This window comes from Nocardiopsis sp. LDBS0036, from assembly GCF_041228755.1.
GTDB lineage: Bacteria > Actinomycetota > Actinomycetes > Streptosporangiales > Streptosporangiaceae > Nocardiopsis > Nocardiopsis dassonvillei.
The window spans coordinates 2,004,786-2,031,231 of the sequence record NZ_CP141103.1 but is presented as its reverse complement, the minus strand read 5'-3'; the positions used below and the strand labels follow the sequence as shown (position 1 = coordinate 2,031,231).

At 71.4% G+C, this 26,446-nt stretch carries 23 protein-coding genes and 1 tRNA gene; 15 read left to right on the top strand and 9 right to left on the bottom strand.

Annotated features, from left to right (window positions below; genetic code table 11):
• Positions 1-3: 3 nt before the first annotated feature.
• Genes sufB through UIS43_RS08430 form a run of 7 tightly spaced genes read left to right on the top strand, consistent with a single transcriptional unit; the run spans position 4 to position 5,845 of the window.
• Entirely contained in the window at positions 4-1,416 is a 1,413-nt protein-coding gene (gene sufB, locus UIS43_RS08460) for a Fe-S cluster assembly protein SufB (RefSeq protein WP_013153980.1), read from the top strand.
• Between the two features lies 1 nt (position 1,417).
• Positions 1,418-2,578, top strand: a complete 1,161-nt coding sequence (gene sufD / locus UIS43_RS08455) for a Fe-S cluster assembly protein SufD (RefSeq protein ID WP_019610542.1) — start codon at positions 1,418-1,420, stop codon at positions 2,576-2,578.
• Positions 2,571-2,906, top strand: a complete 336-nt coding sequence (locus UIS43_RS08450) for a non-heme iron oxygenase ferredoxin subunit (RefSeq protein WP_013153978.1) — start codon at positions 2,571-2,573, stop codon at positions 2,904-2,906. The genes sufD and UIS43_RS08450 overlap by 8 nt, the downstream gene beginning before the upstream one ends.
• An 8-nt stretch (positions 2,907-2,914) precedes the next feature.
• A complete protein-coding gene (gene sufC, locus UIS43_RS08445) occupies positions 2,915-3,676 on the top strand; it encodes a Fe-S cluster assembly ATPase SufC (protein ID WP_013153977.1) in 762 nt (253 codons plus the stop codon).
• A 3-nt stretch (positions 3,677-3,679) separates the two neighbouring features.
• Positions 3,680-4,981, top strand: a complete 1,302-nt coding sequence (locus tag UIS43_RS08440; RefSeq protein ID WP_013153976.1) for a cysteine desulfurase — start codon at positions 3,680-3,682, stop codon at positions 4,979-4,981.
• A gap of 19 nt (positions 4,982-5,000) precedes the next feature.
• The gene (gene sufU, locus UIS43_RS08435; RefSeq protein ID WP_013153975.1) at positions 5,001-5,477 is read left to right on the top strand and encodes a Fe-S cluster assembly sulfur transfer protein SufU; all 477 of its coding nucleotides are present in this window, start codon (positions 5,001-5,003) and stop codon (positions 5,475-5,477) included.
• Positions 5,477-5,845: a metal-sulfur cluster assembly factor gene (locus UIS43_RS08430; RefSeq protein ID WP_013153974.1), complete on the top strand. Its 369-nt coding sequence runs from the start codon at positions 5,477-5,479 to the stop codon at positions 5,843-5,845. The genes sufU and UIS43_RS08430 overlap by 1 nt, the downstream gene beginning before the upstream one ends.
• Before the next feature lie 209 nt (positions 5,846-6,054).
• Here UIS43_RS08430 and UIS43_RS08425 read toward each other — a convergent pair whose 3' ends face one another.
• On the bottom strand, positions 6,055-6,429 hold the full coding sequence (locus UIS43_RS08425) for a hypothetical protein (RefSeq protein WP_013153973.1): 375 nt from the start codon (positions 6,427-6,429) through the stop codon (positions 6,055-6,057).
• Between the two features lie 258 nt (positions 6,430-6,687).
• Complete coding sequence (locus tag UIS43_RS08420) at positions 6,688-9,012, bottom strand: hypothetical protein (protein ID WP_358456466.1); 2,325 nt, start codon at positions 9,010-9,012, stop codon at positions 6,688-6,690.
• A 747-nt stretch (positions 9,013-9,759) separates the two neighbouring features.
• On the opposite strand from UIS43_RS08420, the gene UIS43_RS08415 reads away from it, so the two are divergent.
• Entirely contained in the window at positions 9,760-10,650 is an 891-nt protein-coding gene (locus UIS43_RS08415) for an SGNH/GDSL hydrolase family protein (protein WP_041552783.1), read from the top strand.
• A gap of 65 nt (positions 10,651-10,715) precedes the next feature.
• Here the strand turns inward: UIS43_RS08415 and UIS43_RS08410 are convergent, their stop codons facing one another.
• The 5 genes from UIS43_RS08410 to UIS43_RS08390 form a co-directional block, all read right to left on the bottom strand.
• A complete protein-coding gene (locus tag UIS43_RS08410) occupies positions 10,716-11,897 on the bottom strand; it encodes an EAL domain-containing protein (RefSeq protein ID WP_013153970.1) in 1,182 nt (393 codons plus the stop codon).
• Between the two features lie 240 nt (positions 11,898-12,137).
• The gene (fabF, locus tag UIS43_RS08405; RefSeq protein WP_013153969.1) at positions 12,138-13,376 is read right to left on the bottom strand and encodes a beta-ketoacyl-ACP synthase II; all 1,239 of its coding nucleotides are present in this window, start codon (positions 13,374-13,376) and stop codon (positions 12,138-12,140) included.
• A gap of 128 nt (positions 13,377-13,504) precedes the next feature.
• Complete coding sequence (locus tag UIS43_RS08400; RefSeq protein WP_013153968.1) at positions 13,505-13,747, bottom strand: acyl carrier protein; 243 nt, start codon at positions 13,745-13,747, stop codon at positions 13,505-13,507.
• Positions 13,748-13,853: 106 nt separating this feature from the next.
• The gene (locus UIS43_RS08395) at positions 13,854-14,810 is read right to left on the bottom strand and encodes a beta-ketoacyl-ACP synthase III (RefSeq protein WP_013153967.1); all 957 of its coding nucleotides are present in this window, start codon (positions 14,808-14,810) and stop codon (positions 13,854-13,856) included.
• A 2-nt stretch (positions 14,811-14,812) separates the two neighbouring features.
• On the bottom strand, positions 14,813-15,790 hold the full coding sequence (locus tag UIS43_RS08390) for an ACP S-malonyltransferase (protein ID WP_026338572.1): 978 nt from the start codon (positions 15,788-15,790) through the stop codon (positions 14,813-14,815).
• 242 nt (positions 15,791-16,032) lie between these two features.
• Here UIS43_RS08390 and UIS43_RS08385 point away from each other — a divergent pair, with 242 nt between their 5' ends.
• Together UIS43_RS08385 and UIS43_RS08380 are read left to right on the top strand one after the other, a co-directional pair.
• Entirely contained in the window at positions 16,033-17,295 is a 1,263-nt protein-coding gene (locus UIS43_RS08385; RefSeq protein WP_013153965.1) for a CdaR family transcriptional regulator, read from the top strand.
• A gap of 330 nt (positions 17,296-17,625) precedes the next feature.
• Positions 17,626-18,669 carry a hypothetical protein gene (locus UIS43_RS08380; RefSeq protein ID WP_370012932.1) on the top strand — a complete coding sequence of 348 codons (1,044 nt, stop codon included), beginning with the start codon at positions 17,626-17,628 and terminating at the stop codon, positions 18,667-18,669.
• A gap of 111 nt (positions 18,670-18,780) precedes the next feature.
• Here UIS43_RS08380 and UIS43_RS08375 read toward each other — a convergent pair whose 3' ends face one another.
• Positions 18,781-20,433: an alkaline phosphatase D family protein gene (locus UIS43_RS08375; protein WP_013153963.1), complete on the bottom strand. Its 1,653-nt coding sequence runs from the start codon at positions 20,431-20,433 to the stop codon at positions 18,781-18,783.
• 128 nt (positions 20,434-20,561) lie between these two features.
• On the opposite strand from UIS43_RS08375, the gene UIS43_RS08370 reads away from it, so the two are divergent.
• The 4 genes from UIS43_RS08370 (at position 20,562) to UIS43_RS08355 (ending at position 22,234) form a co-directional block, all read left to right on the top strand.
• A complete protein-coding gene (locus UIS43_RS08370) occupies positions 20,562-20,969 on the top strand; it encodes a YjbQ family protein (protein WP_013153962.1) in 408 nt (135 codons plus the stop codon).
• Between the two features lie 169 nt (positions 20,970-21,138).
• A complete protein-coding gene (locus UIS43_RS08365) occupies positions 21,139-21,564 on the top strand; it encodes a DUF3052 domain-containing protein (protein WP_013153961.1) in 426 nt (141 codons plus the stop codon).
• Between the two features lie 93 nt (positions 21,565-21,657).
• Positions 21,658-22,110, top strand: coding sequence for a peroxiredoxin (locus UIS43_RS08360; RefSeq protein ID WP_071622411.1), 453 nt, complete (start codon positions 21,658-21,660; stop codon positions 22,108-22,110).
• A gap of 50 nt (positions 22,111-22,160) precedes the next feature.
• Positions 22,161-22,234, top strand: a tRNA-Val gene (locus UIS43_RS08355).
• 421 nt (positions 22,235-22,655) lie between these two features.
• Here the strand turns inward: UIS43_RS08355 and UIS43_RS08350 are convergent.
• Positions 22,656-24,080, bottom strand: coding sequence for a non-reducing end alpha-L-arabinofuranosidase family hydrolase (locus UIS43_RS08350; protein WP_013153959.1), 1,425 nt, complete (start codon positions 24,078-24,080; stop codon positions 22,656-22,658).
• 838 nt (positions 24,081-24,918) lie between these two features.
• On the opposite strand from UIS43_RS08350, the gene UIS43_RS08345 reads away from it, so the two are divergent.
• Positions 24,919-26,397: a polysaccharide lyase family 1 protein gene (locus UIS43_RS08345; RefSeq protein WP_370013238.1), complete on the top strand. Its 1,479-nt coding sequence runs from the start codon at positions 24,919-24,921 to the stop codon at positions 26,395-26,397.
• Positions 26,398-26,446: the final 49 nt, after the last annotated feature.

Sequence of the window (26,446 nt, the reverse complement as noted above, 5' to 3'; positions counted from 1 at the left end):
CGCATGACGTCTATCGCGCATCCCGAGCTCGAGGGGATCGGAACATACGAGTACGGCTGGGCCGACTCCGACGCGGCCGGGGCCTCGGCCCGCCGCGGTCTCAACGAAGAGGTCGTCCGCGACATCTCCGCCAAGAAGGACGAGCCGGAGTGGATGACCAAGCTCCGCCTCAAGTCCCTACGGCTCTTCGACAAGAAGCCCATGCCCAACTGGGGCGCGGACCTGTCCAAGATCGACTTCGACAACATCAAGTACTTCGTGCGGTCCACGGAGAAGCAGGCCACCTCCTGGGAGGACCTGCCCGAGGACATCAAGAACACCTACGACAGGCTGGGCATCCCCGAGGCGGAGAAGCAGCGCCTGGTCGCCGGTGTCGCCGCGCAGTACGAGTCCGAGGTCGTCTACCACCAGATCCGCGAGGACCTGGAGGAGCAGGGTGTCATCTTCCTGGACACCGACACCGCCCTCAAGGAGCACCCGGAGATCTTCGAGGAGTACTTCGGCTCCGTGATCCCGGCCGGCGACAACAAGTTCGCCGCGCTCAACACCGCCGTGTGGAGCGGCGGGTCGTTCATCTACGTGCCCAAGAACGTGCACGTGGAGATCCCGCTCCAGGCCTACTTCCGGATCAACACCGAGAACATGGGCCAGTTCGAGCGGACCCTGATCATCGTCGACGAGGGCGCCTACGTCCACTACGTCGAGGGCTGCACCGCGCCGATCTACAAGTCGGACTCGCTGCACTCCGCGGTCGTGGAGATCATCGTCAAGAAGAACGCCCGCTGCCGTTACACGACCATCCAGAACTGGTCCAACAACGTCTTCAACCTGGTCACCAAGCGCGCCGTGGCCGAAGAGGGCGCGACCATGGAGTGGATCGACGGCAACATCGGCTCCCAGGTCACCATGAAGTACCCGGCCGTCTACCTGATGGGCGAGCACGCCAAGGGCGAGACCCTGTCCATCGCCTTCGCGGGCGAGGGCCAGCACCAGGACACCGGGTCCAAGATGGTGCACTGCGCGCCCAACACCTCCTCCACCATCATCTCCAAGTCGGTGGCACGCGGCGGGGGCCGCGCCTCCTACCGGGGACTGGTGCAGGTGCAGGAGGGCGCCGACCACGCCAAGTCCTCGGTCAAGTGCGACGCGCTGCTGATCGACACCATCAGCCGTTCGGACACCTACCCCTACAACGACCTGCGCGAGGACGACGCCGAGCTCGCGCACGAGGCGACCGTCTCCAAGGTCAGTGAGGACCAGCTCTTCTACCTGATGAGCCGGGGCATGGACGAGGACGAGGCCATGGCCATGATCGTGCGCGGGTTCGTCGAGCCCATCGCGCGCGAGCTGCCCATGGAGTACGCGCTGGAACTGAACCGGCTGATCGAGCTTCAGATGGAAGGAGCGGTTGGTTAAGTTGACCAGCCCGAGCACCGAACCCAAGGCCCACAGCCACGGCCTGGGGGAGATCCCGTTCTCCAAGTTGGCCACCCACGGGTCCTTCGACGTGAACGACTTCCCCGTCCCCGGCGGCCGCGAGGAGGAGTGGCGCTTCACTCCGATCCGCCGCCTCAAGGGCCTGCACGACGGCAGCGCCGTCGCCGACGGCACCGACAAGCTCGACGTGGACGCCCCCGAGGGCGCCACCGTCGAGACGGTCGGCCGCGGCGACGCGCGGCTCGGCACCGCCGGGTTCCCCGCCGACCGCGTCACCGCCCAGGCCTACACCTCCTTCGAGGAGGCCACGGTCATCACGGTCGCGCAGGGCGCGGCCCTGGAGCGGCCGATCACCGTCAACCGCCAGGCCCAGGGCGGCACGCGCTACGACCAGTTCGTCCTGGACGTCAAGCCGCTGGCCGAGGCGGTCGTGGTCCTCAACCAGACCGGCACGGGCGTGCGCGCGGGCAGCGTGGACATCCACGTCGGCGAGGGCGCGCGCCTGACGCTGATCAGCGTCCAGGACTGGGACGGCGACGCCGTCGACGTCTCGCAGCACAACGCCCAGGTGGCCAAGGACGCCACGTTCAAGTCGATCGTGATCACCCTGGGCGGCGACCTGGTCCGGCTCTCCCCGAAGGTGGCCTACAAGGGGCGCGGCGCCAACGCCGAGCTCCACGGGCTGTACTTCACCGGCGACGGCCAGCACCACGAGCACCGCTCGCTCATCGACCACAACATGTCCAACACCCGCTCGCGGGTGGAGTACAAGGGCGCGCTGAGCGGCAAGGACGCCCACGGTGTGTGGATCGGCGACGTGATCATCGGTGAGGGCACCACCGGCACCGACTCCTACGAGCACAACCGCAACCTCCAGCTCACCGACGACACCCGTGTGGACTCGGTGCCCAACCTGGAGATCTTCACCGGTGAGGTGGAGGGCGCCGGGCACGCCGCCGCCAGCGGTCGCCTCGACGACATCCACCTGTTCTACCTGCGCTCCCGGGGCATCCCGGAGGACGAGGCCCGGCGCCTGGTCATCCGCGGCTACTTCCTGGAGCTCATCAACCGGATCCCGGTCGAGGAGCTGCGTGAGGAGATCATGGCCAAGGTCGAGCGCAAGCTGGCCGCCCATGAGTGAGGCCGGACGCTGGGTGAAGGTCGCCGAGCTCTCCGAGATCCCCGAGGAGGGGGCCCTCGGGGTCGAGACCGACGACGAGACACCCATCGCCCTGGTCCGCAGCGAGGGCGAGGTGTACGCCGTGCGGGACGTGTGCTCGCACGCCGAGGTCCGCCTGTCCGAGGGCGAGGTCGAGGACGGCACCATCGAGTGCTGGCTGCACGGCTCCTGCTTCGACCTGCGCTCGGGGGCGCCGATCAATCCGCCCGCGACCCAGGCGGTCCCCACCTACGACGTGAAGATCGACGGCGAAGACGTGCTCGTCTCGCTGGATGAGAAGAATTCCTGAGGCCTGAAATGACCAAGTTCGAAATCCGCGGCCTGCGCGCCGACGTCCTCATCGGCGAGGACGAGCGGCAGGAGATCCTCAAGGGCGTTGACCTGACCGTCAACTCCGGTGAGACCCACGCCATCATGGGCCCCAACGGCTCGGGCAAGTCCACCCTCGCCTACGCGATCGCCGGCCACCCGCGCTACGAGATCACCGAGGGCGAGGTCCTCGTCGACGGCGAGAACATCCTGGAGATGAGCGTCGACGAGCGCGCCCGCGCCGGCGTGTTCCTGGCCATGCAGTACCCGGTCGAGGTCCCGGGCGTGTCCATGTCCAACTTCCTGCGCAGCTCCGTCACCGCGGTGCGCGGCGAGGCCCCCAAGCTCCGCCAGTTCTCCAAGGAGCTCCAGGGAGCGATGAAGGACCTGTCCATCGACCCGGCCTTCGCCGCCCGCGGCGTCAACGAGGGTTTCTCCGGCGGTGAGAAGAAGCGCCACGAGATCCTCCAGCTGGAGCTGCTCAAGCCCAAGGTCGCCATCCTGGACGAGACCGACTCCGGCCTGGACGTCGACGCGCTCAAGGTCGTCTCCGAGGGCGTCAACCGCGCCAAGGCGAGCGGTGAGATGGGCGTCATGCTCATCACGCACTACACCCGGATCCTCAACTACGTGAAGCCCGACTTCGTGCACGTGTTCGCGGGCGGCCGCGTCGCCGAGTCCGGCGGCCCGGAGCTGGCCGACGTGCTGGAGGCCGAGGGCTACGAGCGTTTCGTGAAGGCGGGCGCGTAACCGATGACCACAGTCCGCGAGTTCGGTCGGGCCGGGGCGGCCCCGCTCGACGTCGCGGCGATCCGGGAGGACTTCCCGATCCTCTCCCGGACCGTCCGCGACGGGCGGCCGCTGGTGTACCTCGACTCCGGGGCCACCTCGCAGAAGCCCCGTCAGGTGCTCGACGCCGAACGTGAGTTCTACGAACGCCACAACGCGGCGGTGCACCGTGGCGCGCACCAGCTCGCGGAGGAGGCGACCGACGCCTACGAGGCGGCCCGGGAGACCATCGCCCGGTTCATCGGGGCCGACGCCGGGGAGGTGGTGTTCACCAAGAACGCCACCGAGGGCGTCAACCTGGTGGCCTATGCGCTGAGCAACTCCGCGACCGCCGACGAGGAGCTGCGCCGCTTCCAGGTGGGGCCCGGCGACGAGGTCGTGGTGACCGAGATGGAGCACCACGCCAACCTGGTGCCCTGGCAGCAGCTGTGCCAGCGCACCGGGGCGACCCTGCGCTGGTTCCCGGTGACCGACGAGGGGCGCCTGGACCTGTCGGGGATCGCCGACCTGGTCAACGAGCGCACCAAGGTCGTGGCGTTCAGCCACCAGTCCAACGTGCTGGGCACCGTCAACCCGGTCGGGGAGATCGTCGCCCGGGCCCGCGAGGTCGGCGCGCTGACCGTGCTGGACGCCTGCCAGTCGGTCCCGCACATGCCGGTCGACGTGGCCGCGCTGGGCGTGGACTTCCTGGTCTTCTCCGGCCACAAGATGCTCGGTCCCAACGGGATCGGGGTGCTGTGGGGGCGCCGGGAGCTGCTGGAGGCCATCCCGCCGTTCATCACCGGCGGTTCCATGATCGGCGTGGTCCACATGGAGTACTCCACCTGGGCCGACCCGCCCCAGCGCTTCGAGGCCGGTGTGCCGATGGCCCCGCAGGCCGTCGGCCTGGCCGCGGCCTGCGACTACCTGTCCCGCGTGGGCATGGAGCGGGTCGCCGAGCACGAGCACGCGCTGACCGAGTACGCGCTGGAGCGGATCGGCGCCCTGGAGGGCGTGCGGATCGTCGGCCCCGCCGAGGCGGTGGACCGCGGCGGCGCCGTGTCCTTCGCCGTGGACGACATCCACCCGCACGACGTGGGCCAGGTCCTGGATGACCGGGGCGTCGAGGTCCGGGTGGGCCACCACTGCGCCTGGCCGCTGCACCGCAGGCTGGGCGTCGTCGCGACCACGCGCGCGTCCTTCTACCTGTACAACACGCGGGAGGACGTGGACGCGCTCGTGGAGGCCATCAGGGCCGCGCAGAAGTTCTTCGGAACCCGGCCCTAGAGCGAGGAACAGCCTGACCATGCAGTTGGACGCGATGTACCAGGAGATCATCCTGGACCACTACCGCAACCCGCACCACAAGGGCCTGCGCGATCCGCACAACGCGGAGGCGCACCACATCAACCCCACCTGCGGGGACGAGGTGACGCTCCGGGTGGCGCTGACCCCCGCCGAGGGCTCCGGCGGCCTCGACCGCGAGGCCGTCGTCAGCGACGTCTCCTACGAGGGGATGGGCTGCTCGATCAGCCAGGCCAGCACCTCGGTGCTGACCGACCTGCTCATCGGCCGCACCGTCGCCGAGGGCATGACCACCCTGGACGCCTTCACCGAGCTGATGCAGTCCAAGGGCAAGGGCGAGCCCGACGAGGACGTGCTGGAGGACGCCGTGGCGTTCGTCGGCGTGTCCAAGTACCCCGCGCGGATCAAGTGCGCCCTGTTGGGGTGGATGGCCTGGAAGGACGCCGTGTCGCAGTCCCTGGAGAAGGAAGCCGTCTGATGAGCGAGAACGAGACGACAACGACCGAGGCCGTCGAGGGCGCTCCCCTCTCCCCGGAGGCGGAGGCGCTGGTCGAGGAGATCAGCGAGGCGCTCAAGGACGTGATCGACCCCGAGCTGGGCGTGAACGTCGTCGACCTGGGCCTGCTGTACGGGGTGAACGCCGACGACAGCACCATCACGCTGGACATGACCCTGACCAGCGCGGCGTGCCCCCTGACCGACGTGATCGAGGACCAGGCCACCAGCGCCCTGGACGAGTTCGAGCGCGACGTCAAGATCAACTGGGTCTGGATGCCGCCGTGGGGTCCGGACAAGATCACCGACGACGGGCGCGACCAGCTGCGCATGCTGGGCTTCAACGTCTGACACGCGCCGCACGCGCGAAACGGGCCGGCTACCCCTCGGGGACCGGCCCGTTCGCGTGTGCGGGGCCGCTGCCGCGGGGCTCCCGGAGCCCTTCCGGTGCCGCGGCGGCCGGTGACGGTCCGCGTCGCGGGGACGGGAGCGGCCCCCGCGCGGTCGGGCGCGGGGGCCGTGGGAGCCTCAGGGCCTTCGGGCGCGGGCGCCCGGGGCCGTCAGTAGACGAGGGGGTTGAACTGGGGGGCGGCGAAGGTGCCGCCGGCGTGGAAGTCGACGCTGCGCCCGGCGGGCACCCGGTACTGGGTGGTGGTCTTGCTCGGCGAGTTGGCCCAGGTGCCCCGGATCGTCACGGAGTAGGAGACACCGGAGGAGCTGATGCCGGTGCTGGTGCACTGGCCGGGGTTGACCACGAAGGTGGTGAAGCTGCCGAAGTCGGCGTAGGCCGTGTAGTCGGAGGACACGTTGCACAGGCGGAAGGTGCCCGCGGCCGCGGCGGGGGTGGCGGTGCCCACCGCGAGGCCGAGGGAGAGCAGGAGGCCCAGGGCCAGGGTGAGGGCGAGCGACTTGCCTCGTGAGAACGCGGCGGACATGGAACTCCTCAGTGTGGTCGTGGAACAGGGGGTGGGACCGCTACCCGGAAGGGGGCGGTGAGTAGTCAACCACACGCACAAGGCCACTTCTAGGGTTTGTGTGTTTTTATTTCTGTCTTTGTGTGTGTTCATGCGGGATTCGTGTGCCTTCAGGGCGTCGTAACGCCCCGTTCGCTTGCGTTGCCGGACCGCTCGGCGCCCCGGCACGCGAAGAGCGCCCGCCGCCGGGGGGCGACGGGCGCTCGTGGCGAGTCGTGCCTAGTGCGCGGCGAACATGCCCGCGCGCAGCTCCGCGGCGATGTCGTTGTCACCGCGCAGGGACAGCAGGTCCACCAGTGACTGGGGGTCGGCGAACGCCTCGTCGTCGCTGTCGGTGATCCGACGGGAGAGGATCTTCAGGGCGTCCTCGGTGGAGGCGGGCGCGGTGTAGCCGCTCAGGTGCAGCGCCCGGGCCGTGGGGGAGTGGCCGCTCAGGTCGGTGGCGGGCAGCTTGCGCGCGTCCAGCCGGTCCCCGGCCACGGTGATGAACACGCGGTCGCCGGGCTGGGCGGCCTGGCGGCGCAGCAGGGGGCGCAGGGAGTCGAACGCCGGCTGGTCGCGCCAGACCAGCACCAGCAGGTCCGCGCCCGGGGCGGTCAGGCACAGCAGCCGCCCGGGCTGGAGGCCCAGGTGGGTGGCGTACCCGGTGGGCACGGCCACGGGCGCGCCGTTGAGGTGGTCGGCGGTGATGTCGATGCGGTGCCACCAGCGCCCGTCGGGGGCGCGGAAGCAGCGGGCAGCCATGGCCGGGTCGCTCGCACCGGACCGCGAGGGCGGGGCGGGCGGCGCGACCGGGGCCGTGGGCGGCAGGCCGTGGGCCTGTCCGGGAGCCGGGCCCAGCGGCACGACGCGGTGCGGGTCCAGGGCGGCGGCGCCGAAGACCGCGGGGACCTGCTCGGGAGCGGGTCCGTGCTGGTGTGAGGGGACGGGCTCGGCCGGGGCCGCGGACGGCTGCGCGTCCACGCGCCGCCGTATGGGCAGCCCGTTCTCGGTGGTGGCCCCCGAGTCCTCCGGGGCGGTGTGGCCCGGGTGGTTGGCGGGCATCTCCATGGGCACCGACGGGTCCGTGAACACGTGTCCGTCCCGCAGGCTCACCCCCGGGGTGCTCAGCAGCCAGGCGCGCAGCTCCTGCTGGCGGATGCCGATCCGGCTGAGCCTGATCCCGGCCTCGGTCATGCTGGGGGCGTCGTCCAGCAGCTCGCGGGTCTGCCAGCGCAGCCGGTTGGGGTCGTCGGCGATCAGCCAGCCGTTGTGCATGCGCCGGTCGGTGAACAGGGTGATGATCACCCGCCACAGCGGCGTGTTGAGGGTGGGCACGTCCACCGGGTGGTCGGGGTGGGCGTTGATCAGGCGGTCGATGGTGGTCGCCGCGCCCAGCTGCTCGGACAGCTCGCGCAGGTGCTTGGTGATCGCGGCGCCCTCGGGCGCGTTGAGCCAGCGCAGCAGGCGCTCCTCCACCTTGCGCTGGGCGGAGCGGATCTCGGTGACGTCCACGGCGATCTGCTCCGAGAGCACGCGGATGCTGATGGGGTCGGTGGCGAACAGGCGCTCGGCGGCGACCGTGCGCTCCAGTTCGGGCCAGGAGCGGAACATCTCCTCGACCAGGTCCACCAGGGGGTGCTGGCCCAGCGCCGGGGCGGGGGGGCGCTCCTCGGCGTGGTCGGGCCGCATGGCCTTGGGCGGGCCGAAGCTGGGGCGGCGCAGGGTGCGCCCGGGCCCCAGCAGGGAGCTGCGGAACTGCGAGCGCAGGTCGCCCGCGCCCTCGCTGCGGGCGCCGTCCCCGCCCACGGCCTCGGTGCGCAGGGCGGAGCCGGGGATCATCGCGGCCGAGCTGACCATGGCCGTGGCCGCCTGCTCCCGGACCGCAGCGCCGGAGGGCTCGGCCTCCTCGCCGCGCTGGGCGCGCAGGGCCCGCAGGGTGCGGATCGCGCGCGTGGCCGGGGTCTGCGGCGGGGCCGCGTGTCCGGGGCTCTCGGTCCCCATCCCGGAGCCCGTGGCCGCGGTGAGGTACTCCAGCGCGCTGTGCACGTGCTCGGGCGCGGAGTCGGGCAGCCAGTGGGCGATGGTGCGCACGGCCTCCATCATCAGGGCGGGGGAGGGGGTGGGGCCCCCGGGAAGCTCGCAGCAGGGCTGTAGCGCGCGCCAGGCCACCGTGCTCAGGATGTCCATGGGGTCGCAGTCGGCGAGCGCCCACGTGCCGATCTCCTGCGGACTCGTGGAGATGAGGCGTTCCCAGTCCCCGGCGGTGGCCGCGACCGCGCCGCGCACGGGCTCGGAGAGGTCGGAGCAGTCCACCAGCTGGGTGCGCAGGCTCGGCAGGAACTCGGCCAGCGGCAGGTGCGACCACTGCTCCAGGGCCAGGCGGGCGATGCCGTGCGCGAGCCAGGGCGGTCCCGCGATGTCCAGGACGCGTGCGACGGGCAGCGAGTGCCACCAGCCGTCGATCAGACGGTCGTGGTGGAGCAGGGGAGCCACGTCCGGCGACCTCGACCACCGCAGTGCGGGTGCGAGGTCGACGAGGCAGATCGGAGAGACGGCGTTCATCCGCTGGGGACCTCGACCTCCTGGTGTCTGCACGTGAATTGGGGAGGAACCGCACGGGCCTTCGGTTCGATGCACCACAGTACGCGCCCCTCACCCGCGGGGAGGCCGGACGGGAGACCGGTCCGTGCGCCACGGGCGGGCACGGCCAGCCGGGGGACAGGGGTGCCGTGAGCACTTCCCCGAGATCGTACGTCCCCTGACGCCACATGGGTACCCCCGGGCGTGCCAGGTCCGCCGCGACCGGACCGTGACTGCCTTGTGTGATGACCGTGACGAGGGCGTTCCGGCCCCCGGGCCCGCGCCGACGTGTGAGCTACCTCATAGCCGACCCCGGGTTCTTCCCGGGCCCACCGGTCGTTGGTGTTCACGGCGCCTTCATACGGGCGTCCCCCGCGCGCAACGGGCGCGCACGACCGGTCCGGGAAGCATGGAGGCTGGCGGGGTGTGGCGACACACTCCGTCCCAGGCACTCCGTCGTCGGCCGCGGGTATGCTGGAAGGGCACTTTCCTTCGCCCGGGCGACCTTTCCGGCCGGACGGCCGCGCCCGGTGGCCGACAGGGGTCGACGGTGTTCGGACACGGGTGGTGGCCGGACCGCGGCCCGACACCACGATCGCCGTACCCGCGCACCCTCGGCGCGCGCAGGCGTGGGACGGTCGAGCCGGATGATTGGTTGACGTGACAGACCTTGAGACGAATCCCCCAGCGGCCGCTCGCCTCCACAGACCGGATCCCATCCGGTCCTACGTGGCGATCGGCGACAGCATCACCGAGGGGATGGAAGACGACAGCGGCCCAGACGGAGAGTACCGGGGCTTCGCCGACCGACTGGCGGAGCACCTGGCCACGGTGACCCCCGACTTCCGCTACGCCAACCTGGGCGTGCGCGGACGCCGGATGCGCCACATCTTCGGCGAGCAGCTCGACCAGACGCTGGCCTGGAAGCCCGACCTGGTCACCGTCCTGGCCGGGGGCAACGACGTCCTGCGTCCGGGAGGGGACCTCGACCGGCTGGCCGAGCACTTCGAGTGGGGCATCCGCCAGCTGCGCGACGCCGGAATCCGCGTGGTGATCCTGTCCGGCCACGACACCGGGTGGATCCCGGTCCTGCGCTACTACCGCGGCCGCATCGCCGTGTTCAGCATGCACATGCGCGCCGTCGCCGAGCGCACCGGCACCGAGATCGTCGACCTGTGGGCGCTCAACGCCCTGACCGACTCCCGCGCCTGGAGCGAGGACCGCCTGCACCTCAACGGCGCGGGCCACCAGATCGTCGCCGCGCGCGTGGCCGACCTGCTCGGCTTCCCCATGGGCCCGCCCGAGTCCTGGACCGACCCGTGGACCACCCCGCCCCGGCAGCTGCCCCGCATCCTGCGCCGCCGCGAGAACCGCCGCTGGGCCCGCCAGTACCTGGTGCCGTGGCTGCGCCGCCGTGCCATGGGCCGCTCCTCCGGGGACGGCCGCCTGCCCAAGCGCCCCGAGCTGGACTACCTGCACGACGAGGACACCCGGTCCCGGATCGCCAGGAGCATCGAGGAGGGCAAGGCCTGGGAGGGCACCTACAACGGCTTCGACCCCGCCGAGAGCGCGCCCACCAGCAGCCCCTCGGGCACCAAGGGCCCCGACCCCGTGGACTGAGCCGTCCGCCCACGCGCGGCGGCGCCCGCACCGGGGACCCGGTACGGGCGCCGCCGCTTCGGCGCTCAGCTGCGCGACAGGGACTGGATGAGGTCGCTGATGTGCACTACGCCCAGGCACTGGCCGTAGGAGTTGGTGGCGATCAGGTCGTCGTAGACCCGCTCGGTGTCCTGGCCCGCCACCCGCAGCGCCGCCAGCGCCGACATCCACGCCGGAACCGTGCGCGGGGACTCGGCCAGCCGCAGCGCCGGACGCTTGGCGTGCAGGGCGTGCCCGTAGCGGCCCGTCACCGACAGCAGGAACCGCGTCCGGTCCACCACCCCGACCGGGCGGTCCCGGTGGTCGATGAGGATGACGCTGTTCAGCGCCGGGTCCCCGGTGAAGGACTCCAGCACCTGCTCCGCGGTGGCGTCGGAGTCCAGTCCCACGGGCGGCACCATGAACTCGGTGACCCGGGGGCCGGAGTCCTCCTCCCCGCCCTGTCCGGCGCTCGGCTCGGGCACCGGGGTCACCCGCTCGCCGGGCCGCCACGCGCTGTCGGCGAAGAACGGCCCCGTGCCCACACGTATCCCGCAGCGGCGCAGCCGCACCACGTCCTCGACGCTGCCCACGCCCGAGGCCAGCGCGTACACGCCGCTGCCCCGGCCGATCCGAGCCAGGCCCTCCACCACGGTGGCGTGCCGCTGGTCCCCGGCCACACCGGAGACGATCGCCGGGTCGATCCGCATCAGGAACGGCGCTGCCTCCACCACCAGGTCCGGGCGCACCATCGCCGTCCCGAACCCGCACCGGAAACCCGCCGCCCGCAGCCGGGAGACGCCGGACACCACGGTCCTGCGCGCCAGCTCCGCCATGTCCGGGCTGAGCATGAAGGTGATGTCGCGCGGTCGGCGGCCCGCACGGCGCAACAGGCTCTCCACCAGGGGGGCGAACCCCTCCCCGGCCAGGATCCGCGCGGGCAGCGGCAGGACCATCGGCAGCAGGCTCTCGGACACGGCGGTCTCGCGGACCAGGGCCAGGAGCCACTCGGCCACGGCCGCCTCCTCCTGGGGGGTCACCTCCGCGTAGGAGCCCCGCACGGAGGGCGGCGGCGAGGCGGTGACCTCGACGGCCACGACGGTCCCCGAGTCCAGGTCGACGACGGGCTGGTAGCCGGGAGCGCCCGGGGCGCGGCGGGCGACCGCACCCGGCCCGTCCGGATGCGCCGTGGGAGTGTGTTGGGGATGCAGCGCAGTCACAGTTCTCATGGTGACCCCGAATCGGTCCCACCTGAAGACTTGTCCTCGGCTGTTCCCCTCAGCTTCACCGGGGTGTGGGGAGGGCGGTTCGACGGCGTTCACGTCCGGAGGCAATCGCGTACCGACGGTGAGGGACGCTTTCCCGGAAGTGTTCGGACCCGCCCGGCGTACACACGACACCGCCCGCCGGGTTCGTCCCGACGGGCGGTGTCGTGTGCGCCTGCGCGGAGGGGCCGCGTCCGGCGGGGGTCAGGCGCGGCGGAAGACCACCGCGATGTTGTGGCCGCCGAACCCGAAGGACTCGTTGATGGCCGCCACGTCGCCCGCGGGCATGTCCCGGGGCTTGTCGCGGACGATGTCCACGGCCACGCCCGGGTCGAGCTCCTCGATGTTGATGGTCGGCGGGATGCGCCCGTCGTGCAGCGCCAGGATGGTCGCGATCGACTCCACGGCGCCCGCGCCGCCCAGCAGGTGGCCGGTCATGGACTTGGTGGAGGTCACCGCGACGCGGTCGGCGACGGAGTCGCCCAGCGCGGTGCGGATCGCGCGGGTCTCGCCCACGTCCCCGGCCGGGGTGGAGGTGGCGTGCGCGTTGACGTGCACGATGTCCTCGGGGGTGAGGTCGGCGTCGGCCAGGGCCTGGGTGATGGCACGGGCCTGGCCGGTGCCCTCCGGCTCGGGCTGGACGATGTCGTAGGCGTCGTTGGTGTAGCCCACGCCCGAGGCGTGCGCGTACACGCGGGCGCCCCGGCGGGCGGCGTGCTCGGCCGACTCCAGGATGAGGATGCCCGCGCCCTCGCCCATGACGAAGCCGTCGCGGTCCTTGTCCCAGGGGCGGGAGGCGTGCTGCGGGTCGTCGTTGCGCGTGGACAGCGCGCGCATGGACGCGAACGAGGCGATGTTGAGCGGGTGGATCGCGGCCTCGGTGCCGCCCGCGATCACCACGTCGGCGCGCCCGGAGCGGATCATGTCCACACCGTTGGCGATGGCCTCGGCGCTGGAGGCGCAGGCGCTCACCGGCACGTGCGAACCGGCCCGGGCGGTGTACTCCAGGCTGATCGCGGCGGCGGGGCTGTTGGGCATGAGCATGGGCACGGTGAAGGGGGAGACCCGCTTCCAGCCCTTCTCACGGAAGGTGTCGTACTGCTCCAGGATGGTGAGGATGCCACCGATCCCGCTGGAGACCACCACGCCCAGGCGGATCGGGTCCACCTCGGGGGAGCCGGCGTCCTGCCACGCCTCCTGCGCCGCGATCAGCGCGAACTGCTGGGTGCGGTCCAGGCGGCGCAGGCGCGGCCTGGGGAGCTTCTCGGAGGGTTCCTGCGCGATCTGTCCGGCGAAGTGCACCGGGAGCTTCTCGTGCCACTCCTCCGGCAGCATGCTGATGCCGGAGCGGCCGTCGAGGAGCGCGGACCATGTGGTCGCGACGTCACCCCCGAGGGGGGTGGTGGCGCCGAGGCCGGTGACGACGACATCGGTCTTGGACATGATCCGATCGCCCTTCTCGTGGGTCGTTCCCGGCTGCGGGGCCGGGGGCGTTGGCGGATGTGAGGGGAAGCCGGTCGTGACGGCGGGTCGGGCGGCGGGACGGGGTGGGCCCCGCCGCCCCGAACGGCCTACTTCTGGATGAAGTTGATGACGTCCTGGACCGTCTTGAGGTCCTTGAGCTGGTCGTCCGGGATCTCCACGCCGAACTTGTCCTGGGCGGCGACGGCGATCTCCACCATGGACAGCGAGTCGATGTCCAGGTCGTCGACGAAGCTCTTGTCCGGGGTGACCTCGGAGGCCTCGGTCCCGACGATCTCCTCGATGATCTCGCCGAGGCCCTTGAGGATCTCCTGCTCGGTCTGCTGGGCCATGTCGTCTTTCTCCTTGCTCGGTGATTCGTGTCGGCTCGGGACACCACGTGAGCCGCGGGCTCGCGGGCCCGACCGGCGTGGTGTGACCGCGGGTTCGGGCGGGTGCTCAGGGGATGCGGATCACCTGGGCGGCGTAGACCAGCCCCGCCCCGAAACCCAGGGTGAGTACGGTGCTCCCCGACGGCAGCTCCCCGCGTCCGATCATCCGCGAGAGCGCGAGAGGGATGGACGCGGAGGAGGTGTTGCCAGCGGTGACGATATCGCGGGCCACGAGTGCCTGGGGCGCGCCCAGCTTCTTGGCGATGGCCTCCACGATGCGCAGGTTGGCCTGGTGCGGGACGAAGGCGGTCAGCTCCGAGGGCTCCACACCCGCCCTCTCCATGGCCTCCAGGGCGACCTTGTACAGCTCGGTGGTGGTCCAGCGGAAGACCGCCTGGCCCTCCTGCCAAAGGTACTTGCCCTCGCGCAGGTGGATCTTGGCGGCCCGCTCGCCGGAGGAGCCCCACACGACGGGACCGATGCCCTGCTCCTCGGAGGCGGAGACGATCGCGGCCCCGGCGCCGTCGGCGAAGATCACACAGGTGCCGCGGTCGTCCCAGTCCACCCAGTCGCTGAGCTTCTCCGAGCCGATCACCAGCACGTTGCGGGAGCTGCCGCCGCGGACCATGTCCGCGGCCACGCCCAGGGCGTAGCAGAAGCCCGCGCAGGCGGCGTTGAGGTCGAAGGCGCCCGGGGCGGTGATGCCCAGCTTGGCAGCGACGGTGGCGGCCGTGTTGGGGATCTGGTCCTGCACGGTGCAGGTGGCCACGATCACCAGGTCGATGTCCTCGGGGGACAGGCCGCCGGCGGCCAGGGCCTTGCCGCCCGCCGCCACGGCCATGCTGGTCACGGTGTCCTCGGAGCCCGCGATGCGCCGCTCCCGGATGCCCACGCGGCTCTGGATCCACTCGTCGCTGGTGTCGACGCGCTCTTCGAGGTCGGCGTTGGTCACGACCCGGGAGGGCTGGTACTCGCCGAAGGCGGTGATCGACGCGCCTCCGGGAGCTCTCGGGGAGCTGAACATGGTTAGCCTTCCTGGTCGGTGGCCGCGGGGTTCCCGGCGTGCTCCTTGACGAGGGCGCCGGCGCGGTCGAGGTCGTCGGGGGTCTTGACCGCGAGGAGCTCGACCCCGCGCAGGGCGCGCTTGGCCAGGCCGGTGAGCGTGCCGGCCGGGGTGAGCTCGATCATCGCGGTCACGCCCAGGTCGGCCAGGGTCTGCGTGCACGCGTCCCAGCGGACCGGGGAGGAGACCTGGGTGATGAGGCGCTCCAGGTACTCGGGTCCGCTCTCGACCACGGCGCCGTCGGCGTTGGAGAGCAGGCGCACCGTGGGGTCGGAGGGGGACAGGGGGGCCGCGGCCGCCCGCACCCGCTCCACGGCCGGGGCCATGTGCTCGGTGTGGAAGGCGCCCGCGACCGACAGGGCGCGCAGCCGCGCCCGCTCGGGCGGGTTCTCGGCGAAGGCAGCGAGCTGCGCGGTGGTGCCGGCGGCCACGATCTGGCCGGAACCGTTGTCGTTGGCCGCGGTCAGACCGGCGGCGGCGATCGCCGCCAGCACCTGCTCGCGGTCGCCGCCGAGCACGGCGGTCATACCGGTCTCGGTCCGCGCCGCGGCGTCGGCCATGCCCCGGCCGCGTTCGGCCACCAGGGCCATCGCGTCCTTGGGGGACAGGACACCGGCGATGGCGGCGGCCGTGAACTCACCGACGCTGTGGCCCGCGACGGCGTCCAGCAGGGCGCCCTCGGCGGGCAGCGCGGGGGAGGGGGCGGCCAGGGGTCCGAGCACGGCGGAGGCCGCGACGAGGCCGGCCCCGACCAGCAGGGGTTGGGCGACCGCTGTGTCACGGATCTCGTCCGCGTCCGCGGTGGTGCCGTAGCGCACCAGGTCCAGCCCGGCGACCTCGGACCACGCCTCGACCTGCGCGGAGACACCGGGCAGTTCGAGCCACGGGGAGAGGAATCCGGGAACCTGGGCGCCTTGGCCGGGAGCAACGATTACAAGCACGACATCAACCTTGCCCTGTAGGAGATCACCGGTCAGAGGGGGAGGAGCACGAACTTACTCGACACCGTTTGTTGGGACTCCACAAAACGGTGCCGAACGTGCTCCCTCGGACCCGGAACCGGTGGGAGAGGTCACCCTCCGACGGTACGCTGCGCGCGCACCCGGTCACGCCAGCGGTTCGCGCCCGCCGGGGACGCGGGGCGGCCCGCCGGCCGGGTGCCGCGGGATGCGAACCTGGGGAGGTGAACACCGAACCCCACCAGACCCCGGACGACCAGGGCACCGCGGCGGACCCGGAGGGCGCACCCGCCTCCGTGCCCACGGAGCAGGAACGCGTGCGCGCGGAGACCGTGCGCCGCCTGGAGCGCTCCATGGGCGCGCTCGGCACGGCCGCCGTGGCCCGCATGGAACAGCGCCTGGGCTGGTTCCGCCGGATGTCGGCCGAGGACCGCTCGTGGATCGGACTGGTCGCCCAGTCCGGGGTGGCCGCCTTCGTCGACTGGTTCCGCAACCCGGTGCGCGGCCGCCCGGCCATCACCGTCGAGGTCTTCGGCACCGCGCCGCGCGAGCTCACGCGCTCGGTCTCCCTCCAGCAGACCGTCGACATGATCCGCGTGGTCATCGACGTGGTCGAGGGACAGGTGGAGGAGCTGGCCGCCCCCGGCGGAGCCCAGCAGCTGCGCGAGGCCGTGCTGCGCTACACGCGCGAGGTGGCCTTCAGCTCCGCGAAGGTCTACGCGCGCGCCGCCGAGGCGCGTGGCGCGTGGGACGCGCGCCTGGAGGCCCTGATCGTGGACGCCCTGCTGCACGGCGACCAGGAGGACGGCCTCCAGACGTGGGGTTCGGCGCTGAGCTGGTCGCACACCCCGGTCGTCGCGGTGGCCGGGGAGGTCGGCGACGACGACGGCGGCAAGGTCCTGGACGACCTGCGCTCGGCCGCGCGCCGCCTCGGCCACGACGTGCTGGCCGGGATGCAGGGACGTCGCGTGGTCGTGGTGATCGGCGTGGGGGACCGCTACCCGGCGCAGGACCTGCCCGCGGCCGCCGCCGAACCGCTGGCCGGGCTCTTCGGCTCGGGCCCGGTGGTGGTGGGGCCCGCCGTCCCCGACCTGCGGTCCGCGGGGGCCTCGCTGCGCGCCGCGGTCAACGGACTGCGGGCCGCGGTGGCCTGGCCGGACGCGCCGCGCCCGGTCCTCGCCGACGACCTGCTGCCCGAGCGCGCGCTCCAGGGCGAGGCCGAGGCGCGCAGGCAGCTGGTCGAGGAGGTGTACGTGCCCCTGCTGGGCGCGGGGTCGCCCCTGCTGGACACCCTGTCGGTGTACCTGGAGCACGCCTCGTCGCTGGAGGCCACCGCGCGGATGCTGTTCGTGCACCCCAACACGGTCCGCTACCGGCTCAGCCGGATCGCCGAGCTCACCGGGCGCACGCCCTCCGACGGGCGCGGCTCCTTCGTCCTGCGGGTGGCGGTCGCCCTCGGGCGGCTCGCGCGGACCGACGGCGCCTGATCCTCCGGGGGCGGCCGGTTCGGGTGCCTTTGGGGGCGGCCGGTTCCGGTCACGGCCCCGCGGAGGGGAACCCGCCGCGTAACCTGATCGTTGCCTGCCATGTCAGTCCCCTTATGGAAGTTTCACCAGAGCCGGGTATGTCGGTAACTGGTTGTGTACGCCCGGGGACCACATGAAAAGGGATAGCTTTGTGGTGGGCGGGTTGCCGACGGGACCGTTGAGGCTGCGTCATCCTCGGGCGAAGGTCCCCGCACCGCCCCGTCACGACGTTCTTGGGGGGTCAACGCTGTGGTCGAGCGACCGAGGATAGGGTCCCGGCTCTTCCGTCCGATGATCGATTACGTTCTCGCGCCCACTCAGGAGGGTGAGCTGCGCAGACGGGCGCTGTTCTGGCTCCCCGCGCCGCTGCCCGTGCTGGGCGTGGTCTACCTGCTGGTCGGCGGCCAACTGGCCGCCGCGGGGTGGACGATACTGCTGGCCGCCAGCGTGGGCGTCGGAACGATGCTGCTCGCGCTGGTCGTGCAGCCCACGCCCCTCCCCGAGGGGCTGGTGCCGCAGGTCTCCGCGCGCCGCTCGCTGCACCGCTTCCGCCAGTTCACCGGGCTGCGCATCACGCTGGCCCTGGTCCCGGTGGTGATCGGCGCTGCCGCGTCGGTGATCGGCGGGGGCCTGTACCCGCTGTTCGCCGCGCTGGCTCTGGCCTGGCCGCAGCTGCTGCTGGCCCTGCCCACCTTCTTCACCATCACCAGGGCGCGCCGGGCCATGGAGGCGTGGGGAACCACCGCCTACCTGTGGCACGCGCTGTCGCGCCCGGCGAGGGTGACCTGGCCGGTCCTCACCCCCGCGGCGCGCAACTGGCGCGCCTGGCGGGCCGAGAACGCCCGGCAGGACCGGCGCAAGTCGGAGGAGGAGAAGGCCTGGAAGGAGGCCGTGCGCGAGGAGAGCGAGCAGGCGGGCGGCACCGCCGCCGACCCGGCAGCCACGGAGCGCACCCGGCCCATCCGGCCGGTGGACCAGGAGGCCACCGACGTGCTCCCGCACCTGGAGTCCGGGCGCCCGAAGGCGTCCCCCGACGCCGACGGGGAGAAGCCGACCGAGGTCCTGCCGCACCTGGGCGCCGCGTCGGGGGACGGGGAGTCCGGCAGGGAGGTCCGGCCGACCCGGGCGATGCCCCACCTGGACGGGGACGCCGAGGCCGGGGACGGCGGGGAGGACGGCGCCAGGGCGGAGGCCGCCCCCGCCCGCACGCCCCGCGGCACGGTGAACCGGGCCCGCCACATCCTGGAGCAGGGCAGCGGCGCCCTCGGGCTCTCGGTGCGCAGGCCGCGGCGCGGCGCCCAGTCCAGCCGGCGCCCCACGCCCAACAAGCCCTGACCTGACAGGCCCCGCCCGGGGGCGCCGCCGGCCGTTCCCGGCCCGCGGCGCCCCCGGCGGCGTTTCGCGCCCGCTCCGCTGGCGGGGGCCGCGCGCCGGTGCGGTGCTTCGTCAGAGGTCCGCGGTCATGCGCACGTCGGGCAGCGCGTCGCCCCCGCCCTGGGCGCAGTGGTACCAGGAGGCCCTGGCCGCGCGCCCGTCGAAGTCCACCTGGCCCAGGGTGTTGCCGAAGTAGGGGGCCGACCCCAGGTCCCAGCGCAGATCGGGCTCGGGTACCCCCGCCAGCCGCGTCAGCAGCCACCCGATCGCGCGCAGCGGGCGGCTCACCGACAGCCGGACCATGCGGCGCATGCTCGTCGGGGCCTGGTTGCACAGCGGGGAGGAGACCAGCTGGGTCACCCGGCTCGCGCCGCCCCCGCGGTGGCGGGCGCGCGCCAGGTAGGAGAAGTGCACGTCCCCGCCCAGGAACAGCACGGTGGCCGGGGCCGGGCCCCGTTCGCCCCGCGAGAGTTCGCCCACGGTGTCGGACAGTCGGCGGAAGGAGTACTGGAAGGCGGCCCAGTGCTCCAGGTCGATGTCCTGGCGCAGCCGCTCGGCGGGCCCCGCCAGCCACCGCCCCCAGGCGCCCGCGCACACCGCCTCGTTCCAGGCCTCCAACCGGTGCACGGCCGGGGGCAGCAGCACCGGGACGGTCGAGGCGACCACGACGTGGTCCGGCCCGCCGGTCAGGTGCCCGTCCAGCCAGTCGTGGCCCTGGGGCCCCAGGATCGACCTGGACCCGTCGGAGGGGTCGCCCTCGCCCAGGGCGCGGGAGCAGCGGGTGTCGGCCATCACGAGCCGGACACCGCCGAAGTCGTGGTGGTGCCCCCACTGGTAGCTCGACGGCTCGCTGTGGGCCTGCCAGGCGAAGGCGTCGACCAGGTCCTCGGCGTCGCCGTCGGCGTCGCGCACCCGCTTCCACAGCAGGTCGCCCTCCCTCTCCTGCTCGGAGAGGTTGCCCAGGTGCTGGTACACCCAGTAGGAGCCCAGACCGCTGGTGATGCGCCTGCGCCACCAGGGCTGGCGGTCCATGGCGCGCCGCCAGGCGGCCGAGGTGTTCCAGTCGTCGCGGACGTCGTGGTCGTCGAAGACCATCAGGGTCGGCACGGTGGACAGCAGCCACCGCACCTGCGGGTCGCTCCAGGCCTGCCGGTACAGCTCGGCGTACTCGTCGTAGTACACGACCTCGTCGTCGGGGTCGTCGCGGGCGCCCCCGCGGACGCGACGCTCGCGCAGGAACGCGAGCATCGACTCCTGCACCTCGTCGGCGTAGACCTGGTCGCCGATGAGCAGCAGCGCCAGGTTGCCCCCGACCGGTTCGCGGGCCAGCCGCCGGGCCGTGGCGCGCAGCATGTCGGGGCCGTAGCGGACCACGCCCTCGGGAGTGTCGTGGGTGGGCGTGTGGCAGGACCCGTACAGCAGCCGCGTGGGCGCCTCCGGGTCCACGGTGCGCACGGTGCTGGGCGGGAAGGGGCTGTCCGGCTCCGGCCAGACCCGGTCCTCGTCCAGGAACACCTCGTAGGGCAGGCGGGAGCCCGGGACCAGCCCCGCGACCGTGCAGACGGCGTAGTGGTGGCCGTGCACGGTGAAGGTCCGGGCGGTCGCCTCGGCGGCGCCGCCGACCACGACACGCACCGCGCAGGGGGCGTCCGTCTCCACCCACACTGTGGCGGTGGTCTCCCCCGGGTGCCTGAGCAGGGGCCCCAGAAGTAAAGAAGCAGTCACCGTTTCGCCTCCTTTCGACCAGGTTCGCACATGTGGGGGACGAGTATGGCCCCTCACCGGGCCGAGCGCCATCCACAGCCGGGAGCCGGATGGTTGCACGAGCGCCGCGCCTGCGCGAAGGTGGCGCTATGAGGACACAGATCCTGGAGCTGCACACCGGTGGATCGGAGAGCGTCACCGACATCACCCGCCAGTGCGGCGACTTCGTCGCCGGGGCCGGAGGGGACGGACTGCTCAACGTCTTCGTCCCGCACGCCACGGCGGGTGTGGCGATCATCGAACTCGGGGCGGGGTCCGACGACGACCTCCTCGCCTCCCTGGCCGACCTGCTGCCCGCCGACGACCGGTGGCGGCACAAGCACGGCTCGCGGGGTCACGGCAGGTCGCACGTGATGCCCGCCTTCGTCGCACCCCAGACCACCGTCCCCGTCGTCGGCGGCCGACTCGAACTCGGCACGTGGCAGTCCATCGCCGTGGTGGACCTCAACGTGGACAACCCCGACCGCAGGGTGCGCCTGTCCTACCTCTCGTCCTGACGGGCAAGGTTTGGCAGCGCGTTGACGGAACATGCCGCTAGCGTGTGAACTAGGCCATCAGCGATGGTCAGCGGACCCACGTGTCGGGCGCGCAAACAGCCCGGCGTCGTTGTGACAACTGCTTCGTGCAGGCAAGATTGAGAAAAACCATCTGTGGAGGAGAACTTTCGTGAGCGCGACCGCGGGCCAGGCACAGAGCGAACGCGGCTTGGCTGACCGACTCGGATTCAAGCCGGGTCAGGTGGTGCAGGAATTCGGCTTCGACGACGACGTCGACGAGAACCTGCGCGCATCCATCACCGAACTCACCGGTGAGGAGCTGGTCGACGAGGACTACGACGGCGACGTCGACGCGGCACTGCTGTGGTGGCGGTCCGACGAGGAGGAGGACCTCACCGACGCGCTGATGGACACGGTGACCACCATCGCCGACGGCGGGACCATCCTGGTGCTCACGCCCAAGGCGGGCCGTGACCTGCACGTGTCGCCCAACGAGGTCGCCGAGGCCGCGACGACGTCGGGCCTCTCCCAGACCAGCGCAGTCAGCATCGGCGCGGACTGGTCGGGTACGCGGCTGGTCGTTCCCAAGCGGTGACGGACACCACCCGCCAAGGGTGAGGCATCCGGTGCCGCGCGTCCCCGAGGCGGGCGCGCGGCGCTGAGGAGTGCTCGCCGACGAAAGGGATCCATGACCGCCCCCGTGGGCGCCCCCGCGCCCGACTTCACCCTCCAGGACCAGTACGGCCAGGACACCTCCCCGGTGTCGGGCCGCCCCGTCCTGCTGGTCTTCTACCCGCTGGCCTTCTCGGGCGTGTGCTCGGGGGAGCTCGCCGAGCTGAGCGCGCGCCACCCCGAGTTCGCCGATCTCGGCGCCGAGGTCATGGCGGTGTCGGTGGACTCCGTCTTCGCCCTGCGCACGTGGTCCGACCGGGAGGGCTTCCCGTTCCCCCTGCTGTCGGACTTCTGGCCGCACGGCGGCGTGGCCCGGGCCTACGGGGTGTTCGACCCCGAGCGGGGCACCGCGCGGCGGGGGACCTTCCTGATCGACGCCGGGGGAGTCGTGCGCTGGTCCACCGTCACCGGGTTCTCCGAACCGCGTGACGTGGACGAGTACCTGCGGCAGCTGCGCGAGCTGGTCTGAAACCCGGGCGCGGTGATTCCGGCGAAGCGGTATGATCTCGTCCGACGCACGGGCGCGTAGCTCAGTTGGTTAGAGCAATTGCCTTACAAGCAATAGGTCAGGGGTTCGAGTCCCTTCGCGCCCACGGACTCGGGACGACCCGGCGAGGCGGCCGAAGGCCCCCGAGCAGGGTCGTCCTTCGTGTTTCCCGGGGGGAGACCCCCCGCACCCCCCCCCGAGGCACCCCCTGCGGTCGGGGGCGCGTCGATCGGTGAGGTGGGCGGGGCACTCCCTCACAACGCGGGGCTTCGCCCCGGGGGTTGTAGTTGGGTTGCCCAGGGTCCACGTGGCGCGGGCCGCTGCTCGCCGGTCTTCGACCGGCTCGCCGCGGCCCGCGATGCTTTCCGGGGGAGGCCCCCGGACCCCCCGAAGTACCCCTTGTGGCCGGGGCCGCGGTGATCGGGGAGGCCGATAGGATGCTCTCCCGCAACGCGAGGCTCCGACTCGGAGGCCGTGGCCGGTTCGCCCGGGGGCCACTCGACTTCGGGACGACCCTGCTCGGGGGTTCAGCGCCGCAGCGTCAGCACTGCGGGCCGGTAGGGCAGGAGGCCGTAGTCGCCGCCGGAGCCGGGGGAGCGCCCCTGGTAGAGGAACCGCATGTCGCAGGCGTCGACGGTCATGGTCTGGTCGGGGTTGGTGCGGATGAGCTCACCGTGACTGATGTCGTTGGTCCAGGTGGCGCCGCTGTTGGCCCGACCCGCGAAGGGGTTGCCCTCGGTCGCGGCCTGGGGTGTCCACGTGCCGTCCAGACTGGTGGCCGTGAACGAGCGGAAGTAGCGGTGCCCCTGCGCGCCGATGGCCTCGACGATCATGAGGTACCGGTTCTCGCCCTCGACCCTGTAGACCTGAACCGCTTCGAACAGGTTGTTGGTGCTGTCGGACATGACGACCGTCGAGGTCGAGCCGAAGCTGCCCGGGAAGTCGCCGATGGGCATGCCGGCCCGGTAGATGCGGCCGTTGTCCCCGGCGAAGAACAGGTACATGTGCGTGCTGTCGCCGATGAGCGCCTGGTCGATGGGCCCCGTGGAGGAGTCACCGATGCTTCCGGAGAAGAGCGTCTGCGGAGCCGACCAACTGTTCACGTTGACGGGGTTGGTCGATGTCCGGTAGGAGAAGGCGGGACCGGCCCACTGGTAGGCGAGCACCCAGACGTCCCTGGGGGCGAAGTAGAAGAGCGTCGGCGCGACGGCTGAGAAGGGCATCGGGTTCTGGCTGGCCGAGCCCATCTGGGACCAGTCCGAGAAGAGGCCGAAGTTCATCGAGCCCCATGACGTCCCGGTGTCGTGGGTCGTCGCGTAGACGAGGTGCTGGCCGTTGTAGGGGGCGTGGGTGAAGTCCTTGAGCGAGGCCCACCCCGGCCTCGGCTGCGCCAGCGGCCCGGTCGACGTCCAGGTGTAACTCGACGGAAGGGCGCACGTTTCGCCCGGTCCCGCGCCGTCGACGCGGACGAGCCGCCACTGCTGGTTGCCGCCGCCCCAGTCGTCGTACTGCACGACGTTGGCACCGTCCGCGGTCGAGGCGCCCTGGACCTCCACGGCCTTGCCGCTGTGCCGGTTGACCAGACGGATGTGGCCGCCGGGCGAGTCCTCCAGCCGGAACTGCTGGTTGGCCTGGTCGTGGTCGGTCCACTGGACGATACCGCCGCCGTTGGCGGTCGACCAGTTGTGGACGTCCAGCACCCTGCCCGAATGCCGTGACCGCAACCGGTAGTAACCGTTGCCGGAGTCGACGAACCGCCACTGCTGCTGGTACTGGTCGTTCCGTGTCCACTGGGTGATCCGCGCGCCGTCACCGGTGGCCAGGTTGTACACGTCCAACGCCTTGCCGCTGTCGCGGTTCACCAGCACGTACCACGCGTTGGTGTCCACCGTCGCCGCCGCGGCGGGCGTCGGCACCGTCACGGCACCGGCACCACCGACGACCAGGGCCATCAGGACGACGACGAGGACCCGCAGTAACCACCCTCGCGGTCGGGAGGGCGGCGAGATCGAAGACCTGCTCAACGTAGACATCGTTCTTCCTCCAAGGACCTGGAGTCGCACTATCCGCACGAGGGGGTACACCACGAGTCCTGGACCTTCATCTGGGATGTTAGCGTTAACATTTTTTCGAGTGTCCTGGCGCACGCTTGAACCAGGATCCGGTGTGCAAGGCCTGCCCGGAAAGCCGGAGGGCGTCGTTGGCCTTGCCGTTGAATCTGAGCGAGAACACTCCGGAAGTCAAGCCGTGGTTTTCATAAAATTTCCGGAACCGGGGAGTCCACCGGTCGGGGCATGGTGAAGCCCCTGATGGGGCCCGCCCGGACCACGGGTGCGGTGGAACCGCGTACGGGCCTGCGGGGCTCCGTTCGCCTGGGGGCTCAACCTGCTCACCTGTGTCTGAATTGACTGAAAGTGTCCGTTTCTTCGGCTCGTCGTCTCCGAATGCCGGGCGGCGGTCCGGCGTCGGCTGGACATGGCCTTCCTGTCCCGTGACGTCGCCGGTGAGGCGCACCAACCGGTTGCATACTTCGAGGGACTCGATCCCATTTTTTTCGCCGCTGCGAGTAAGTCCGCAGTTCACAAGCCTGTAATGCTGTGGCAACACTTGTCCCTCTTGCAAGCGTTTGCATTAACCCCCTTGACATGGAAAGCGCTTTCTCTAATGTGAGTTGGGACACCCCAGTGCTCATCCCTACTGGAAAGGCAAGCGGTGAGAAGAACAACCACCCGTCGACTCCTGTCGACGTTGGCCGCCTCGGCGGTGGTGGCGGCCGGTCTGGCCCTGCCGATGTCCCCGGCGGCCGCGCAGACCGGTAGCGCCACGGGTTACGCGACCCAGAACGGCGGGACCACCGGCGGCGCGGGCGGACAGACGGTACGGGCCACGACCGGAACCCAGATCCACGAGGCCCTGTGCAACCGGGCCAGCGCCAGCACCCCGATCATCATCGAGGTCCAGGGGACCATCAACCACGGCAACACCTCCAAGGTGTCGGGCGACAGCTGCGACACCGCCGACGACGTGATCGAGCTCAAGAACATCAGCAACGTCACGATCGTCGGCACCGGCAGCGGGGCCGTGTTCGACCAGCTGGGCATCCACATCCGTGAGTCCAGCAACATCATCATCCAGAACGTCACCGTCCGGAACGTCAAGAAGTCCGGCTCGCCCACGTCCAACGGCGGCGACGCCATCGGCATGGAGAACGGCGTCCGCAACGTCTGGGTGGACCACGTCACCCTGGAGGCGTCGGGCGGGGAGTCGGAGGGCTACGACGGCCTCTTCGACATGAAGAACAACACCCAGTACGTCACCCTCTCCTACAGCATCCTGCGCAACTCCGGCCGCGGCGGCCTGGTCGGATCCAGCGAGAGCGACCGCTCGAACGGCTACGTCACCTACCACCACAACCGGTTCGAGAACCTGGACTCGCGCGCGCCCCTGCTGCGCGGTGGCATAGGCCACATGTACAGCAACCACTACACCCAGATCCACGAGTCCGGCATCAACTCCCGTGCCGGCGCCAGAGCGAAGGTGGAGAACAACTACTTCGAGGACTCCAAGGACGTCCTGGGCACCTTCTACACCGACGAGAGGGGCACCTGGGAGGTCGGCGGCAACATCTTCGACAACGTCACCTGGTCCAGCCCGGGCGACGACAACTACCCCGCCGGGCCCAACCCCCAGTCCACCACGTCGGTGAGCATCCCCTACTCCTACGAACTCGACGACGCCGGGTGCGTGCCGGGGATGCTGGGCCAGATCGCGGGCGCGAACAAGGGCAACCAGGTCTCGGACGGCAACTGCGAGGCGGAGAACCCGCCGGACCCGGACCCGACCGACCCGCCGGACCCGGACCCGACCGACCCCCCGGACCCGGACCCGACCGACCCGCCCGAGGGCACCAACCTCAGCGCCGGGGCCGGAGCCGACGGCTCCGGCAAGGCCAGCGGGACCAGCTACGGCAACGTCGTCGACGGCGACATGGGCACCTACTGGTCGCCGAGCGGCTCGACCGGCCGCATCTCGGTCAAGTGGGGCTCCGACACCACGGTGTCCACGATCAACATCCGCGAGGCGGCCGGGGCCGAGGGCAACATCGGCTCCTGGCGGGTCGTCGACCACAACACCGGTGACGTCCTGGCCACCGGGAGCGGAGCGGGCGTCATCGACTTCGAACCGACGACGCTGCGCAAGATCAACTTCGAGATCACCGGCTCGAACGGCACGCCGCGCGTCGCCGAGTTCGAGACCTACGCCGGATAGCGGCCCACCCGTGACCGATCCGGCCGGGAGCCCCTGAGCCGACCGGACA

Bases quoted from the DNA above. Each gene is read 5' to 3' on its own strand.
- UIS43_RS08370 (WP_013153962.1), top strand. From the start codon at position 20,562: ATGAGGACACAGATCCTGGAGCTGCACACCGGTGGATCGGAGAGCGTC.
- UIS43_RS08420 (WP_358456466.1), bottom strand. From the start codon at position 9,012: ATGAACGCCGTCTCTCCGATCTGCCTCGTCGACCTCGCACCCGCACTG.
- UIS43_RS08450 (WP_013153978.1), top strand. From the start codon at position 2,571: ATGAGTGAGGCCGGACGCTGGGTGAAGGTCGCCGAGCTCTCCGAGATC.
- UIS43_RS08350 (WP_013153959.1), bottom strand. From the start codon at position 24,080: ATGGCCCTGGTCGTCGGTGGTGCCGGTGCCGTGACGGTGCCGACGCCC.
- UIS43_RS08360 (WP_071622411.1), top strand. From the start codon at position 21,658: ATGACCGCCCCCGTGGGCGCCCCCGCGCCCGACTTCACCCTCCAGGAC.
- UIS43_RS08440 (WP_013153976.1), top strand. From the start codon at position 3,680: ATGACCACAGTCCGCGAGTTCGGTCGGGCCGGGGCGGCCCCGCTCGAC.
- UIS43_RS08395 (WP_013153967.1), bottom strand. From the start codon at position 14,810: ATGTTCAGCTCCCCGAGAGCTCCCGGAGGCGCGTCGATCACCGCCTTC.
- fabF (WP_013153969.1), bottom strand. From the start codon at position 13,376: ATGTCCAAGACCGATGTCGTCGTCACCGGCCTCGGCGCCACCACCCCC.
- UIS43_RS08425 (WP_013153973.1), bottom strand. From the start codon at position 6,429: ATGTCCGCCGCGTTCTCACGAGGCAAGTCGCTCGCCCTCACCCTGGCC.
- UIS43_RS08400 (WP_013153968.1), bottom strand. From the start codon at position 13,747: ATGGCCCAGCAGACCGAGCAGGAGATCCTCAAGGGCCTCGGCGAGATC.
- sufB (WP_013153980.1), top strand. From the start codon at position 4: ATGACGTCTATCGCGCATCCCGAGCTCGAGGGGATCGGAACATACGAG.
- UIS43_RS08380 (WP_370012932.1), top strand. From the start codon at position 17,626: ATGATCGATTACGTTCTCGCGCCCACTCAGGAGGGTGAGCTGCGCAGA.
- UIS43_RS08430 (WP_013153974.1), top strand. From the start codon at position 5,477: ATGAGCGAGAACGAGACGACAACGACCGAGGCCGTCGAGGGCGCTCCC.
- UIS43_RS08345 (WP_370013238.1), top strand. From the start codon at position 24,919: ATGTCCCCGGCGGCCGCGCAGACCGGTAGCGCCACGGGTTACGCGACC.
- sufU (WP_013153975.1), top strand. From the start codon at position 5,001: ATGCAGTTGGACGCGATGTACCAGGAGATCATCCTGGACCACTACCGC.
- sufC (WP_013153977.1), top strand. From the start codon at position 2,915: ATGACCAAGTTCGAAATCCGCGGCCTGCGCGCCGACGTCCTCATCGGC.
- UIS43_RS08410 (WP_013153970.1), bottom strand. From the start codon at position 11,897: ATGAGAACTGTGACTGCGCTGCATCCCCAACACACTCCCACGGCGCAT.